Below are 16,378 nucleotides of genomic sequence, written 5' to 3' on the forward strand. Positions count from 1 at the left end.
GCCCACCACAGATCCGGTCAGTCCTTGCTGTCGCCACCGGACTTGCTGTCGCCGCCGGAGGACTTGCTGTCGCCACCGGAGTCGCCGGACGACTTGCTGTCACCACCGGACTTGCTGTCACGCGACGAGTCCGAGTCCGTCGAGTCGTCAGCCTTGCGGTGCTTACCGCCCGTGCTCGTCGAGGTGTCGGCCTCGCTGCGATCCTTGACGTCTTCGTCGTCCGCGGCTTCTCCGGCTTCCTCGGTGGCGTCCTTGACGTCTTCGTCGGCGTCCGCCTCGTCCTCCGCGGACTGCTCTTCGGCAGAGTCCGCATCGTCTTCGTCCGACAGCGCGTCGGTGGCCTCCTCGACCTGAACGGATTCGAACTTCTTCTTCAGATCGTCGGTGGCCTTTTCCACGATGGAGACCTGCGCGGCAGGGGTTTCCGTGGTGGCGGCCTCGAGCGACTCGTCGACCGGCGCCACGACAGAGTCGAGCGCACGCAGGCCGGCAGCCGGGGAGAGGTCGACCGCTTCGTCTTCGTCGGCGGCCACTTCGCTCACCTCGGCGAGCAGAGCAGTCCGGTCGTCGGTGACCGATTCCTCGACCTCCTCTTCCGGGGCCGGAATGAAGAGTTTGAAGAACTGCTCGATCTCGCGGACGGCGACCCAGTCCGGCAGATGGCCGGTGACCTGCAGAGCGGCCCCGAAATTCGCCACGGCAGTGACGATCTCGTACCACGTGACGGTCTCGATACCCGTCGGCTCGGCCGTCAGTGAGGCCCAGACCGAGCGAATCGGCTCAGCCGGGTCCAGCTTCACCGTCTGGCCGGACCACTCGGTCTCGACGCCGTCGATCGGGTTGACGACGGTGGGGAAGGTGTAGCCGTCTTCGCTGTAGAACTCGCTCATCGGGACCTTGAACATCCGGTCGAGCATCCCGGGCAGGTCCTCGCACTCGTACGCACAACCCGCATACATCGGGAAGTTCGCCGTGACCCACCAGTCCAGGTGTGTCCCCCACGGCTCCGAGAACGCCGGGAACGGGATCAGCGTGTTGATCATTTCCCGGAACATGGCGGGGTTGGCGGGATCCCAGCCCCAGACGTTGTTCGGGTGCGAGTCGTTCCAGCTGCCACTGATCACCAGGGCGCTGGCCAGTCGATCCAGTGCCGCGACCATGTTGGCCGGTGCGCTGAAGGCCTGCTCGATCATGTTGATCGGCACGTACGCCAGCGACGACGCGGTCAGGCTGACGTCCTGCTCGACTACACGGGCGGTGCTCTGTGCCGGCGGCTCGACGGGCGCGACGGCGATCACGCTGGCTCCCACCAGTGCGACGCCGGTGGTGATGACCGGTTTCACAGCTACTCGCATGACATCCATCTCTTCGGGCAGTTACTTCGAATGACCGCATGACCATACCCTGACCCAGACCACAGAGCTCGCCGGTTCGGCAAACTTTCACAATCGGACACCCGAGGATCGGCCCCGGAGCGCGGCCGCGAGGCCAGTCGGCCGTTTGACCAGCGCCGGAGCCACCCGGGCGGGTGTGGCGCCTGTCGCCGAGCCCGCGAGGGACGACGACGCCAAAATTGACGCGCGCGCGAAATATGCTGCCATCGGCTTGTTTCCGGCACCGGACGTGCGCTGGCCGGCCGCTCGCCGGAGCAAGCCGCGGGTCGACCGGCGAGTCGGCCGACAGCTGCGGACTGCGGTCAGCTGTCGGTCAGCGGAGCGGGAACTGCACCTGCCGACACATCAACCCCGGATTCGAGCAACCGCCGCAGGGGAGAGGCTCGGTTGCCGCGCCGGTCACCGGCCCAGGCGTCGGCGCCGTCATCGGCAAACCGCAGGGCGAGTGCTCAGAGCTTCTTGAGTCCCCGGAGCACCGCGTTGTAGGGCAACGTCGCGGCCACGCCCTTGCGCAATTTGGGGTTGAGCTGGCTGCCGTTGATGACGAGCAGGTACCGCAGCCCGTGATCGCGCCACTCGGCCACCTGGTCGAGCACCTCGTCGGCCGTCCCGTGGAAGCAGATCTCCTTCATCAGCGACGCCGGCACGCGGGCGGTGTAGGACAGCGCGGTCTGCTGGTCGATCATCTGCGGAACGAGGTCCTGCACGCCGGAGAAGTCCGACCCGAGGGGATGCTCGACCCCGTGCCTCGCCCACGCTTCCGCGGGCGCCGCCAGGGCCACGGACTTCACGATCACCGAGTCCAGCGCCTCGTCGACGTCATCGCGGGTGCGGCCGGCCACCACCGTGCGGTTGACCGCCGGGGTGATCGACATCGGGTCCCTGCCGTTGTCCGAGGCGGCGGCGCGCACCCCGTCGAGCGCACGCGCATAGTCGGCGGGCCGCGAGATCACGAAGGGCACCCAGCCGTCCGCATACCGCCCGGTGGCCCGCAACATCCTAGGGCCGTGAGCAGCAACCCAGATCTCGGGCCAGCGGCCCTTGTACGGCGGAAGGTCGAACACCGCGTGCCGCAGCGGGAAGTAGGCCGACTCCCGTGTCACCGGTTCGCCACCCGACTCCCACAGCGCCCGGATGGTCGCGAGCGCTTCGACGAACCTGGCGACCGGTTTGGACCATTCCACCCCGTACGGTTCGTTGCCCTCACGTTCCCCGACGCCGATGCCGAGGATCGCGCGGCCACGCGTGAGCAGGTGCAGCGTCGCTGCGGCCTGCGCGGTGACCACCGGGTGGCGGCGGCTGGCGTCGGTCACGCAGACCCCGAAGCGCAACCGCCGCAAGCGGTTGCGCGCAGCCAGATGACCGAGCATCGTCCACGGCTCCAAGATGGCGTCGACCTTAGGAACCAGCCGCGCGGCAGGGCCGAGATGTTCGGGCGTGGCGATGGACCGGGGCACCAGGGAGTTGATGTGGTCGCCCACCCAGAACGAGTCGGCACCGGTCGCTCTGGCGGTCAGCATCGCGGCGGACGGCAACAGCGTCGGTGAGATCCGGGTGTTCACGATCCCGTCGAGCAGGCCGAAACGGAACCTGGGCGCAGCAGCCCGCGAGCGGATCGTCATGGTACGGACGGTACTACCGCCGAGCGGCCACAACCCGGATGGTAGGTTCAGCCTGCTCGTTCCCCGCTCGGGACCCTCCGTCGAAAAGGTTGCGCCACCTGTCATGTCACCTGCTGCACTCGAGGTGATCGACAAGGGCTCCACCAGCCCCGCGCATCCGGTCCCACTGTTGTTCGTCCACGGGGCCTGGCACGCGGCATGGTGCTGGGACGAACACTTCCTGGACTTCTTCGCCGACAAGGGCTACCGCGCTGTGGCGCCCAGCCTGCAGGGGCACGGCAGCAGCGCGGCCACGAAGTCGTTGCGCGCGCTGTCGATAGCCGATTACGTCGGCGATGTCGCCTCGGTGGCCGACACCCTGCCCACGCCTCCGGTGGTGATCGGTCACTCGATGGGTGGCTTCGTCGTCCAGAAGTTCCTGGAATCCCGAGACATCCCTGCCGGGGTACTGATGGCTTCGGCGCCGCCGCGGGGTTACCTCGGCTCCGGCATCCGTTGGCTGCGCCGCCACCCCTGGCACTTTCTCAAGCTCTCGGCGTCGGGACGGTCGTTGGCCTACGTCAGCACGCCGGAACTGGCGCGGGAGCGGTTCTTCTCGCCGCACACCCCCGACGATCTGGTGGCGTCCTACGCTGCGCGGTTGCAGGAGGAGAGCGCCCGGTCGGGCGTCGACGGCCTCATCGCGCTTCCACGACCCAAGCGGGTGAGTACCCCACTGCTCGTCCTGGGGGCCGGGCTGGACGGCGCCGTCACCGCGGCGGAGGTGCGTGCCACCGCCCGCGCGTACGGCACCGAGCCGGAATTCTTCCCTGACCTGGGCCACAACATGATGCTCGAGCCCGGGTGGCGAGCAGTGGCCGAGCGTATCCATTCGTGGCTCGGGGACCGCGGCTACTGAGGCAGCCGTCGCCAGGTCGTGGTGCCGCTGCGACGGGTGTTAACACCCGTGACCGGTCCGCCGATAGGTAATTGACGCCGCCAGCAAAAGCGTCTGCCGAGCGGAAGGGGTAGCGGAGCATGTTGCTGGCGTGGGCCTGGGTGCAGTGCTGCACCTGGTCTGGTTCACTGCTCGAGCGCGTTCGTCACCAGTGCGTCACCTGGCGTTCGCACGTGTTAGCTGTAATGCCACTCCACGCAGCATTGTGCTGGAAAACGGCCGCAAACTCGAATCACACTGTCATTGCTTGCGATGCGGTGAGATGCCAGCGGCAACATGGAGGACCACCACACCTCGGCGTGCGACAGCGAAGGAATTCTGGCAGTCTGAACAGCAATTGTGGTTTTCTCTGAGAGTTAGCGGCGATCATCGATTTTTTGCACAGCAATTCCTTGCGTTCGCCAGGAATGTGATAATCTCCGCACACCTCGACCCGTGATCGGATCGACATCACTTTGCAACCTTCTGGAAGGCTGGCACATGCACTCAGCGCTTCGTCCGTACGTGACCACGGGCATTGCACTCGTCGGGACGGGCGCCATCGCCCTCGCCCCCCTCGCGCCACCGGCGCAGGTCCAGGGAACCCCCACGATGAGCAAGCAGGTCAGCCAGCAGGTCACGCTGTCGGCCAAGGTGATCACGATCAACCCGTCACCCGACGCGGTCGACATGTCCGAGCAGCTCGGCGGCAGCTACTGCCCGGACGCCAACACCTGTGTCGAGCTCGAGTACATGCCGATCTGGAGCTTGCCGGGTCAGTACACCCTCGGCGTTGACGCGCTCAGGGACGCGCTAACCGGCTACCCCGGCGAGGACATCACCATCTTCGGCTTCAGCGAGGGCGCCACCGTCGCGTCGCAGTGGCTCGCGGCCCACCTGGAGGATCCCGTGGCCTACCCGGCGCCGGAGAACCTGACCTTCGTCGTCATCGGCAACCCGACCCGCAAGTACGGGGGTTCCGGCGTGCCGTGGGGCCAGCAGTGGCCGGAGGACAGCGGCTTCAACGTCATCGACGTGATGAACCAGTACGACCCGACGGGCGACCTACCCGCGAACCCGTTCAACATCCTGGCAACCCTCAACGCCACCATGGGGTTCTTCACCAACCACCTCGGCAACGGCTACACAGACGTCGACATCGACGACCCCGCCAACAGCCGCTGGGAAGAGGACGGGATCGAGTACGTCTTCGCCCCGAGCCCGAACCTGCCGCTGCTCGAGCCGCTGCGCGCGTTCGGCCTCGATGAACTCGCCGACGAGCTCGACGCGCCGTTGCGCTACATCATCGAGCAGGGCTACAACCGCGACGATCGCATCACGCTGCCGGACTACGATCCGCAGCCGTCGCCGTTCAACATCCCGATCAACCTCGTCGAGATGTTCGCCAACGTCCCGGCGAACATGGTCGCCGGCACCAACCGGTTCGCCAACGCGATGCGGGACAGCGGCAGCTGGTGGGTCTACACGCCGGTCAACGTGCTGGGCTGGGACCCGGCCAACCCCGAGATGACGCGGGCGTTCGTCGACTTCCTGCTGCCCATCCCGTCGCTGTCCACCCCGATCGGTATCGCGGCCGACTACTGGGCCAGGGCGAACCTGCCGATGAACGAAGGCTGCACCGGCACGGGCAGAACACAGTGCCTCAACCCCAACGATCTCACCGACCAGATGTTCAAGGTGATGATCTGGGATCTGTACAACCCGGACGGCTACACCTTCGACGGCCCCATCACCCCGCCGGTCAACCCGGTCAGCGAGAACGAGGGCTACTGGGGCCAGGAACTGGGCGAGGACGGCGAGCCCGTCGAGTGGTACGGGGAGACCATCTACCTCGAGCCGTTCGCCGAACTGACCTCGTTCTGGGAGTACCTGAACGCGCCGCCGGAGGGCATCGAGACACCGTCGCTGAGCGACCACCTCGGCGCCGCCCAGAACCTCTTCGAGGCGTTGATGGTCACCTGGTACCCGTTCGTGCCTAAGAGCCAGATCTGGAACCCGAACGAGACATTCTTCGCCCACCTGGTCCGGCCGTTCGCCAAGATTCTGTGCCCGGACTGCAACGAGGTCGACCCGTTCATGCCCGCCGACTGGGAGGTCGGCACGGACATCCCGGCGGGTGCCTACATCCCGCCGTCGGTCAAGGATCTCTACGACCCGGAGACCGGCGAGTACATCGGCGAACCCATCGAAGACGCGGAAGATTCCTCCGAGTCGCAGTCGATTCTGGCGTCGCTGTTCTCCACTGAAGAGGCCGAGGCCACCGAGGAAGAGGCCACCGACGAGGCCGAGACCGAGGAGGCGACCGACGTCGTCTCGACCGCGGTGCAGAACCTGCGCGAGAAGTTCGAGCAGGCCCCGGCCGCCGAAGAGGAGACGCCGGCTTCCGAGGACGTGACCGAGGAGGTCAGCGAAGAGGCCCCGGCCGAGGAAGACGTGGATGACACCGCTTCCGAGACTCCGGTGGACACCGACGACGACGCCGAGGAGCAGAGCGACGGCAAGACCGACAGCGGAGCCGATTCCGACCCCAAGCCGGAAGCTTCGGACGACGCGTCCGAGGACAAGGACGCCGCCGACGACGCCAAGGACGATGCCAAGGACTCCGGTGAGGAAGCCGGCGGCAAGCACCGCAAGGGCGACGACAGCGACTCCAAGAAGTCCGAGAGCAAGTCCGACAGCAAGTCGGAGAGCAAATCCGACAGCAAGTCCGACAGCGGCTCCGGCAGCGACAAGAAGAGCTCGGCCAGCAGCAATTCGGGCGGCGGATCCGATGACTGAGAAGGCCCGTAGTATCGCCCCGTGACTACGGAGCAGTATGACGCTGTCATCGTCGGTGCAGGATTCGGTGGGATGGGCGCGGCCATCCAGCTCAACCGGCTGGGCTACCGCAACATCGCGATCCTCGACCGCGAGGACGATCTCGGTGGAACGTGGCACGTCAACCGTTACCCAGGGTTGACGGTTGACGTCCCGTCCACGACGTACTCCTACCGGTTCGAGCCCAACCCGTACTGGTCGCGGTTGTACGCGCCTGGCTCCGAGCTCAAGACCTATGCCGAGCACGTCGCCGACAAGTACGACCTGCGGCGCTACATGCGCTTCAACACCGTCGTCGACGGTGCCCGGTGGGATGAGGACGCCCAGGTCTGGGTGGTGTCGCTGGCCGGCGGCCACACGCTGCACACCCAGTTCCTGATCCTGGCCACCGGCTATCTTTGCCAGCCCAAGAAGCCCGACATCGAAGGCATCGACAGCTTCGCCGGCACCGTGCTGCACGCCCAGGAGTGGGACGACTCGTACGCGTTGAAGGGCAAGAGGGCGGCGATCATCGGCACCGGCTCGACCGGTGTGCAGCTGATCCCGAAGCTGGCCGACGAGGTGGCGGAGCTGACCGTCTACCAGCGCACCCCGATCTGGGTGATGCCCAAACTCGACTTCGGATTCGGCCCCACAGCGCAGCGACTGTTCGCGAAGTTCCCTGCGACACAACGGGTTCTGCGAGTGTCGAGTGACCTGTTCATGGACATCATGGTGACGCTGGCGATGTGGCGGTTCCGCCAGTTCCGTCCGGTGAACCGGATCGCGGCCACCATCGGGCGCCTGCACCGCTTCCTGGCGATCCGCGACAAAGAACTGCGCCGCAAGCTGACCCCGGGATACGACTTCGGGTGCAAGCGCCCGACGCTGTCGAACGTGTACTACCGCACGTTCAACAAGTCGCACGTACATCTGGAGACCGCGGGCATCGAACGCATCGAGCCGGACGGCATCGTGTGCAAGGACGGCACCAGACGCGCCGTCGACACCTTGGTGTTGGCGACGGGATTCGACGTCTGGGAATCCAATCTGCCTGCCATCGAGGTCGTCGGCAGACAGGGCCGCGATCTCGGAAAATGGTGGCGGGAGAACAAGTTCCAGGCCTATGAGGGCCTCACTGTGCCGCTGTTCCCGAACCTGCTCACCCAGGCCAGCCCTTACGCGTGGGTGGGCATGTCCTGGTTCGACACCGTCGAGTACCAGATGCGCCACATGGACCGGTTGTTCCGTGAACTGCAACGCACCGGAGCCCGGACGTTCGAGGTCACCGACGAAGCCAACGCACGGTTTCTGGACCGGATGCTGACCTTGCTCGACGACTCGGTGTTCGTGCTGGGCAACTGCGCGAACTCGCGGTCGTACTGGTTCAACAGCACCGGGGAAGCCCCGCTGTTCCGGCCGACCACGGTGCGCCAAGCGGTCAAGGAGCAGGAGCACTTCCCGCTCAGCGACTACGCGATAGCCTGACCTGACACGACGTCGTGGGCAGAAGCGTCAACAATCCACTCGAGCACCAGCATGAAGGGGTGACGACATGGCAACGGCCACCACGGAGCCAGTGCGGCTGCCGCCGGGCCCGCGGGTCCCGAAGCTGATCCAGGGCGCCGCCGTGCTGGCCCTGCGCTACGGTTCGATCGCCGCGCTGGGCCGGCGTTACGGTTCGACGTTCACCCTGCAGCTGCCCGTCTTCGGCGAGACGGTGGTGATCAGCGATCCGGTGCTGGTGAAGGATCTGTTCAGCACGAGTCGGGACTTGGTCGGGCGGCCTCAGAACAACCTGGGCGGCGATGTCCTCGGCCCCGGTTCGATCTTCAACCTCGAAGGTGACGAGCTGCTGGCCCGCCGCAAGCTGCTGCTGCCGCCGTTCAACGGCAAGAACATGCGCGGTTACGAGACGATCACCGAGCAGGAAGTGCTCCGGGAGATGCAGTCGTGGCCCGAAGGGGTCGAGTTCGAGACGCTCGAACCGATGATGCGGATCACGCTCAACACCATTCTGCGCGCCGTGTTCGGCGCCGAAGGCGACGAACTCGACGAGCTGCGGGTGCTGATCCCTGCCGCCGTCGAGTTCGGTTCCAAGATCGCGCTGCTGCCCTCGTTCGTTCGTAGGGATCTCGGGCCGTGGAGCCCCGGCGGAAAGTTCGCGCAGTACCGAAGCCGGATGGACGAGGTGTGCCGATCGCTGATCGCCGACGCGCGGTCGGATCCGAACTTCACCGAGCGGGGCGACGTGCTGTCCCTGCTGCTGCAGGCCCGTTATGACGACGGCTCGTCGATCCCGGATCCCTACGTCGTCGACGAGTTGCTCACCATGTTGGTGGCCGGGCACGAGACCACCTCGACCCAGCTGGCCTGGACCATCGAGCGCATTCGCAGACATCCCGAGCTGCTCCGCCGGCTGACCGAGGAGGTCGATGCGGGCGGATCAGAGCTGATGCAGGCCACCATCGCCGAGTCGCAACGGACCCGGCCCGTGCTGACCGCCGCGCTTCGCCGGGCCAGAACCCGTATTCGCCTGGGGGAGTGGGTGATTCCGGAGGGCGATACCATCATGGCCAGTACCCAGCTGGCGATGGCGGCCGCGGAGAGCTTCCCCGACCCGGAGGTGTTCGACCCGGACCGGTTTGTCGGCAAACCCCCGAATCCATTCGCCTGGATACCGTTCGGCGGCGGCATGATGCGGTGCATCGGCGCCTCGTTCGCCACGATGGAGATGGACATCACGCTGCGCACCATGCTGCGTGAATTCCGGCTCGAGCCCACCGACGAAGCCGACGAGAAGCCGCACAGCCGCGGTGTCACGGTGACGCCGGGGCGCGGCGGTCGCGCTGTGGTCCACCGGCGCAAGCACGCCGTGCCGCAGCAGGACGACTCGGTTTCGGTGGCCGAGAGCAACGGCTAGAACCGGTACTGCAGGATCCTGGCCTTGCGGGCGATCGCCGGGATCCGGTGCGCCAGCCGTCCGGCCAACCGTAGGCCCCGCGGGAACAGTTCGGCTTCCGGCCGGTGCATGGCGCTCGCCTCCTCGACGAGTGTGAGGTTCGCGTTCCACTGCTCGGGCCGGTGGGCATCCTTGAAGCCGGGGAAGTTCCACTGCCGGTGTGGCGAGTTCGCCTTGCTCGAGGTGGTGAGCCGGCCCATCAGCTGGTTCATCCTGCCGACCGGGCCGTAGTCGTTGAACGCAATCACCCCAGTACCGAAGTGGTCAGTGATCCGCCGCAACAGGCCGATCACCTGCGGCTCCTCCAGGAACGCGAACAGTCCGTCGGCGAACAGCATGGTCGGCCGCCCTGCCGGGATGCTGTCGACCCAGCCGGGCTCGAGCAACGAGGCCGCGACGGGTCGAGCGCGGTCACGGGGTGGCAGCAGCGACTCGCGCAACGTGATCATGCGGGGGAGGTCGACGCTGAACCAGTCGACGCCCGGCGGCGGGTCGACGCGGAACACCGCGCTGCTCAACCCGGCACCGAGGTCGACCACCACCGCATCGTGGTGCTCGGCGACAAACCCGCGGATGCGCTCGTCGAGCATCTTCGCGCGCAGCGCAACCAAGGCCACCACGCTGGGGGTGGCGCCCAGACCGGCGAAGTCGTAGTCGATCCGGCCGACGGTGGCGCCGGCGTGCGGGTCACCCAGGATCCGGCGTGCCGCCTGGCTGTCGAGCGCACGCGCATACTCGGTGAGCAGCGCAGTCTGTTCGATGGGTTCGAGCCCGCTGACATCCATTCCGCCAGCAAAGCACACGTCCCGCGGCCCCGTACACCGGGGCTGGATTCACCGGCGTCTGAAGCAATCTCGCAGTCCCCGAGTGCTATTCGTCAGATTTCCCCGAGTCCTTCGAGTCCGAGTCCGCAGAAGTGTTGTCGCTGGAGGACCGGGAGTCCCGGCTCGAGGACTTGGTCTGCGAGTCGTCCGCCGAATCCTTCGACCTCGTCACCTTCCTGGACGGCTCGTCGTCGTCGTCGGAATCGGACTCCGGCTCGGCTTCGGTCGAGGGCTCAGGGTCGCTGTCCTCGTCGACGCTCTCGTCGACGTCCTTCCCGGAACCGGCATCGGTAGCAGGCTCCTCGACGGCGTCCTCGGCGTCGGAGGCGACGTCCTCCTCGATTCCACCGGACTGTGAATCCTCTTCGGCGGGCTGCGACTCCGCTACGGCGCCGGCCTCCGCCGCGGGCGCGCTGCGCTGCATGCTGGTCGCCATCAGCGCTGCTTGTGGTTCAGGTTCCGGTTCCGGCTCTGGTTCCGGAGCGGGGAGTCCGGGTGCTGCCGGCAGGTAGTACCTGTCGTACGCGCGGTCGACGATCTCCTTGAGCGGTCCGTTCAGTGCATCGGCCAACCCGGTGAGGCCGAGTAGGCGTAGTGGCCGCAGCAGCGGCAGGTCTTCGGTCGGCACGAAGACGTAGGTGATGTTTCCCTCGGTCCAGACGTAGTTCGCCGGACTGTAGATGTCGACCTCTTCGTAATCCTGGTGGGTGAACATGAAGCCTGCGCTGGCGTTCAGCAGCGCGAGCAGGTTGAACGGGTTGTCGGGGAAGTCCGAAGCTGCGTCGTACTCCCGCGACACATCGAGAACCTTGTAGTCCGTCTCGGGGAATGTGTCGAAGTCCCGATCTGCCCCACCGTATTTGCGCGTCGGATTGCCCATCAACACGAAACTCAGCTCTTCCGGTGACGGAACGCCCTCCTGTCCCGCGTTCTCGTCGAGCCAGCGCTCCGCAGCCCGTGCGCCCTCGCTGTATGCGAAGACGATCTGCTGGCCGGTGGTGCCGTCGCTGAGTGCAGCGGTGAGATTCTCTACACCGACCGACTTGGACAGGTACGAGTAGAGCACCTGCTGGCAGGTCCGCGGCGACTCGCACATGACACCTTGGAGATCGTCGTCATTGCCGTTCGGGATCAGGCTCAGGGTCAGCACTCGTGCCGGCCCCTGTGGGAACAGTTCGAACTCCGCCGCAGCGTGGGCAGCGGGCGTTGGGGCGCCTACCGCCACCCCCGCGAGGGGCACGCTTGCCACGGCCGCCGCGGCCAACCACTTCGCCAGGCTCTTCTTGCGCCTGGTGCCCTCAACCGCTGTGCTCATTGCCTGCCCCCATGATTTAGCTCCCCCGCTAGTTTGCTGACTGCTGTGATCCTACGCCCGCACCACGGTGTTGCGGTGCAATTGTATGGCCGGTGTTCCGCGTTTCTCGGAACTGAAGTCCGCATCGAACGCTGCTCGGGCACGAACTGTCGACGTGGGACACAAAACCGACCGTCAGGTTTGCTGGCCGGGGGACTGCCGCCGGGGGCTAGCGGATCCGGTCTGCCACGAAAGTCGTGGCCTGGTCCACCATTCCGTTCTTGATGTAGGAGAAGTGCGCCGCGAAGTTCATGCCCGTGGAACAGAACGGGTCGTCGAGGCCACACAGGTCGATCGTCTTGGGGCCGTAGGCGCTGCTCAGCTCGGGCAGCGGGCCACCGCCGCGGATGTCGCGCAACGGGTTTCCGAAGACCGCGACCGCCGCGACGTGGTCGGCGAGGTGGGGTGGCATCGGGGTCGGGGTGAAACGCCCCAGCGGCTTCGGGTCCACGGTGATCAGATCGATGACCCCTGCCCCCTGGGAATTGCCTCCGAGGACGAGCTTGGTGCCCGGACAGGCGTCCGCCATGTACTGCACCCGGCCCGCTGCGTCCGCGGCGCCGGCCGGCGCTGAGGTGTCGAAATCGAAGCTTGCGGGATAGTTGACGCCATAGGCTCCCACCGATCTTTCGGGGGCCTTGGCTCGGAGGGAGTCGACGAACGCGTCCCCGAGCCAGCCCAGCCCCGCCGGCGCGCCGGTACCGCGAGCCCAGATCACCTCGACGTCAGGGCAGGGCTGGGCCGACGCCGTGGGCATCGTCGCTGTCTGCATCATTGCCGTCGCCGCCAACAGGGCTCCGCCGAGCACACCGGGAATTCGTCGCACGCGCATGTGTCCATGCTGACACACCCACGGATAGTCGCCGGTCAGGACATGTGGCAGCGATACTCAGGCGATCACGTAGTCGGTGAGCGGAAAGGTGTCGTTCTCCCGGTTGGTCTGGTTGGTCGACGCCGGCCGCACCAGAGTCTCACCGGTCGGGCTGAAATAGTACGACCGGGACCGCGCACAATCGCCACGGCGGAACACCGTCTTGTCCAACAGGTGTGACATCCGGTCACGGAAGCGCGCGTTGGCCTCCTCGGTCACCTCAAAGGTCGTCGCGTTGCGACGTTGCACCTCACCGAACAGCCGATCCATGTGGCGCATCTGATATTCCACTGTGTTGAAGAACGACAGTCCGCTGGATGCGTACGGTCCCGCGAGGCTGAGGAAATTCGGGAAAGCCGGGATCGACAATCCCTGGTAGGCCTGGAACCCGTTGTCACGCCACCACTTCCCGAGGTTCCGGGCGTCACGACCGATGATCTCGATCGCCGGGATGTTGGCCTCCCACAGGTCGAATCCGGTGCACAGGACCAACGTGTCGATCTGGGTCTTCGTGCCGTCGCACGCCACGATGCCGTCGGCCTCGATCCGTTCGATGCCAGACGCCTGAAGGTGCACGTTCGGCTTGGTGAACGTCCGGTAGTACGAGTTCGAGTACGTCGGCCGCTTGCAGCCGAATTCGTACTCCGGCGTCAGCTTGGCCCGCAGTTCCTTGTCCCGGATCGACACGAAGCGAAGGGCCTGTGAGACATAGGAGGCACCGGTGTTCAGCGACCGGAAGTACTTGAAGTTCAACACCGACAAGATCATCATCACTTCGAGGTTGATGTCGGAGGTGAACCGGAACGCGCGCTGCAGCAGAGGTAACCGGGCAAACAGCTTGCGCAACCGCACCGGAATCGGGAAGTCGATCTTGGGCACGACGTGGATCGGCGTCCGCTGGTACACCGTCAGCTCCGCGGCGTTCTTCGTCAGCTGGGGGATCAACTGCACCGCCGTGGCCCCGGTGCCGATCAGCCCGACCCGCTCTCCGGCGGCCGAATAACTGTCGTCCCAGTCCATGCTGTGCACGATCCGGCCGGCGAACTCTTCGATGCCGGGGATGTCGGGTTTACGCGGCTGCGAGAGATAACCCGTGGCGGTGATCAGGAACCGAGAGGTCAGTGTTTCTCCGTCGGACAGCGCCACCAGCCACTGTTGAGCGTCTTCGTCCCAGTGAGCTCCGTCAACCGGGCTGTTGAAGCGCATGTGCCGGCGGAGGTCGTACTTGTCGGCGACGTGCTCGGCGTACGCCTTCAGCTCGGATCCCGGCGCGTAGAGCCGCGACCAGTACGGGTTCGCCTCGAACCAGTACGAGTAGGTGGGCGACGGGATGTCGACGGCAAGCCCGGGATAGTGGTTGACGTGCCACGTCCCACCCAGGTCGTCCTCGCGATCCAGGATCAGGATGTTGTCGTAGCCCATCTTCTTGAGCTGGATCGACGCCCCCATTCCGCCGAAACCGGCGCCCACGACGATCACGTCGAACTGCGGTACACCCATGGGATAACGCTACCTCACAGCAAATCGAGCAACATTGCCTGGATCTTAGGACGCCGCGGCCGCCACCGCTGGGCGGACCGGGTGACCCGACGCCGCGAAGCCCCGGCGCGGGGAGCCGGGGCTTCGTGGTCTGTCGTGCGCAAATGTTACTCCGTGCTGTCGGAATCCGCCGATCCCGAGTCGTCCGCGGCCGAATCGTCGGACTCGGAACGCTTGACCTCCTGGTCGTCGTCGTTCTTTGCTTCCTCAGTCTCGGCGGCTTCTGCCTCGGCAGCTTCTGCGGCTTCCGCCTCCGCAGCGGCTTCCGCCTCGGCAGCTTCTGCGGCTTCCGCCTCAGCGGCCTCCTCCTCAGCAGCCTCAGCAGCCTCAGCTTCGGCAGCGTCGGAATCCTCGTCCTCGGTCACGTCCACCTCGACCTCGGCGTCTTCCTTCACCGCCACCTCGTCAACGACCGCCTCGACAGGCTCAACCGCTTCCGCCTTGCGCGACACGTCGGTGACGGGAGTGGAGGCTTCCTCGGCTTCCTGGGCCTCCTCCACCTCTGCGGCTTCCTCGACGACCGCCGGAGCTGCGAGTGTCCGCAGGGCAGTGGTGGGAGCGTCGTTGCGGATGTAGGCCTTGTCGATCTTGGCCTTCAGTTCGGCCTCGCGCGACGCCAGGAAGGGGAGCAGCTGCACCAGCGGCAGCTTCGCGGTGGGCACCAGGTAATGGGTGGTGGTGCCACCGAGCGAGTTGACGTCCACCGTGATGTTCTCGACCGGGACCGAATCCAGATCCGCGAACATCACCGGGATGTGAACGAAGATGCCGCCGGCGATCGCGTTGAGCACGGCCGTGAAGTTCCACCAGCGATCCGGGAAGTCGGCCATTCCGTCGTACTCGCCGGTGACCACGGAGATGTCGTAGGCAGTCTCCGGTGCCGGCTGGTAGGTGTAGTCGTAACGGGGGTTGTACTTCGCGTCCTTGATCAACTCCTGGCGGCTGGAGTCGGCCACCACGATGAACTTGATCTGGCTGGCGTCCGGCGCATCGGGATCGGCGGCCATCAGCCGCAGAACCTCGTTGACCACAAGCGATCCCGCGGACAGCCCGACCACGGTGACCTGCTCGTCCGGGGCGCTGAGCCGGTCCAGCGCGGCCGCGATCTGGGCGTCCAGGTTCGTGATGCCCACGTCGATCGACTGCCCCAGGGTCAGATCGCCGCTGCCGGTGTAGGGGCCCGCCTCGGCCGGCCAGTTGACGCTGACCCGCTCCTGGCCCTGCAGGTCACCGCCGAGCAGCTGGGACATGACCAGATCGTGCAGAGACGGCGTCGAAAGACCACCGATGACGAGCGCAGAGCTACTTGCCCACGCCCCGGTCGCGGTCGAGACCGCCACGGCTGCGGAAGCAATGAGGGTGCCGCAGGCAACGCCTGCCCGGCGAATAGTGGTGCGCATAGGAACTCCCCGATAGACACAAATGAAGTGGTTAGCCGTGATCGGCTGAACTGAGCATATTGCGTCCAAGAACTCATCGGGCAGCAAAACATTGAGAATTCCAATTGACGCGGATTTGGCAAACTACCTTTATATTGCTGTAATCCATTATTTATAACAACTCTACATTGGTAGAGCAGATGTGGAAGCTGTCCGATTCAATAACCTACGCTTCCGTAGATTATTAGATAACTGCTGTACAAAGGGCATAAAGTCGACACCTGACTTTTCAGTAGGAAATGTGCCCCTCATTAATTACATGATTGTAATTTATATGAATCGCCGCGTGACTTACCGTACCCGTTTTAGTTGCTGGCAGCTGCCACGCAAAAAATAATTTGTGGTCCGTACCACCCGCTGCAGCACATCTTTACCAGCAGGCAACCATCGCCTGAACAAAGCCATCACAACGTGGACACTTGTCTGGAACGAGATCCGCCCGATACCCGTGCGTAACTGACTCCGCAGTAAGAAAGACGGGCTGCGCGGCAAACAACCGGCGTCGCCGGTTCCGGTGCAGGCCGGCGGCCTGGGCCTCGAACTCCGTCGGCCTCGCCGACACCCGGGCCCGACGTCCGTCGACCGTCGGCTCACAGCAGATAAAACCCGTTGGCGCCCTAAAGAATCCGGCGCCCGCATC

11 protein-coding genes are annotated in these 16,378 nt (G+C 65.5%); 4 read left to right on the forward strand and 7 right to left on the reverse strand.

The genetic code is table 11. The annotated features are described in order from the left end of the window. Window positions 1-17 precede the first annotated feature (17 nt). The gene (locus G6N53_RS19030; RefSeq protein WP_163890950.1) at window positions 18-1,355 is read right to left on the reverse strand and encodes a hypothetical protein; all 1,338 of its coding nucleotides are present in this window, start codon (window positions 1,353-1,355) and stop codon (window positions 18-20) included. A 488-nt stretch (window positions 1,356-1,843) separates the two neighbouring features. Then, window positions 1,844-2,914 carry an LLM class flavin-dependent oxidoreductase gene (locus G6N53_RS19035; protein WP_370329359.1) on the reverse strand — a complete coding sequence of 357 codons (1,071 nt, stop codon included), beginning with the start codon at window positions 2,912-2,914 and terminating at the stop codon, window positions 1,844-1,846. A 205-nt stretch (window positions 2,915-3,119) separates the two neighbouring features. On the opposite strand from G6N53_RS19035, the gene G6N53_RS19040 reads away from it, so the two are divergent. The 4 genes from G6N53_RS19040 (at window position 3,120) to G6N53_RS19055 (ending at window position 9,672) form a co-directional block, all read left to right on the forward strand. Beyond that, window positions 3,120-3,914, forward strand: coding sequence for an alpha/beta hydrolase (locus G6N53_RS19040; protein ID WP_163890953.1), 795 nt, complete (start codon window positions 3,120-3,122; stop codon window positions 3,912-3,914). 543 nt (window positions 3,915-4,457) lie between these two features. Next, a complete protein-coding gene (locus G6N53_RS19045) occupies window positions 4,458-6,731 on the forward strand; it encodes a PE-PPE domain-containing protein (protein WP_237166576.1) in 2,274 nt (757 codons plus the stop codon). Between the two features lie 21 nt (window positions 6,732-6,752). Continuing rightward, the gene (locus G6N53_RS19050; protein WP_163890957.1) at window positions 6,753-8,237 is read left to right on the forward strand and encodes a flavin-containing monooxygenase; all 1,485 of its coding nucleotides are present in this window, start codon (window positions 6,753-6,755) and stop codon (window positions 8,235-8,237) included. A gap of 67 nt (window positions 8,238-8,304) precedes the next feature. Continuing rightward, window positions 8,305-9,672, forward strand: a complete 1,368-nt coding sequence (locus G6N53_RS19055; RefSeq protein WP_163890959.1) for a cytochrome P450 — start codon at window positions 8,305-8,307, stop codon at window positions 9,670-9,672. On the opposite strand, the gene G6N53_RS19060 is transcribed toward G6N53_RS19055, so the two are convergent. The 5 genes from G6N53_RS19060 to G6N53_RS19080 form a co-directional block, all read right to left on the reverse strand. Beyond that, the gene (locus G6N53_RS19060) at window positions 9,669-10,496 is read right to left on the reverse strand and encodes a class I SAM-dependent methyltransferase (RefSeq protein ID WP_163890961.1); all 828 of its coding nucleotides are present in this window, start codon (window positions 10,494-10,496) and stop codon (window positions 9,669-9,671) included. The genes G6N53_RS19055 and G6N53_RS19060 overlap by 4 nt on opposite strands. Before the next feature lie 85 nt (window positions 10,497-10,581). After that, the gene (locus G6N53_RS19065; RefSeq protein ID WP_163890963.1) at window positions 10,582-11,850 is read right to left on the reverse strand and encodes a PE-PPE domain-containing protein; all 1,269 of its coding nucleotides are present in this window, start codon (window positions 11,848-11,850) and stop codon (window positions 10,582-10,584) included. Between the two features lie 208 nt (window positions 11,851-12,058). After that, the gene (locus G6N53_RS19070) at window positions 12,059-12,721 is read right to left on the reverse strand and encodes a cutinase family protein (protein WP_163890965.1); all 663 of its coding nucleotides are present in this window, start codon (window positions 12,719-12,721) and stop codon (window positions 12,059-12,061) included. A gap of 57 nt (window positions 12,722-12,778) precedes the next feature. Beyond that, complete coding sequence (locus G6N53_RS19075) at window positions 12,779-14,260, reverse strand: flavin-containing monooxygenase (protein ID WP_163890966.1); 1,482 nt, start codon at window positions 14,258-14,260, stop codon at window positions 12,779-12,781. A 146-nt stretch (window positions 14,261-14,406) separates the two neighbouring features. Next, window positions 14,407-15,699, reverse strand: a complete 1,293-nt coding sequence (locus G6N53_RS19080; RefSeq protein WP_163890968.1) for a PE-PPE domain-containing protein — start codon at window positions 15,697-15,699, stop codon at window positions 14,407-14,409. Between the last annotated feature and the right edge of the window lie 679 nt (window positions 15,700-16,378).

The sequence above is a fragment of the Mycolicibacterium hippocampi genome, from assembly GCF_010723735.1.
Classification (GTDB): domain Bacteria; phylum Actinomycetota; class Actinomycetes; order Mycobacteriales; family Mycobacteriaceae; genus Mycobacterium; species Mycobacterium hippocampi.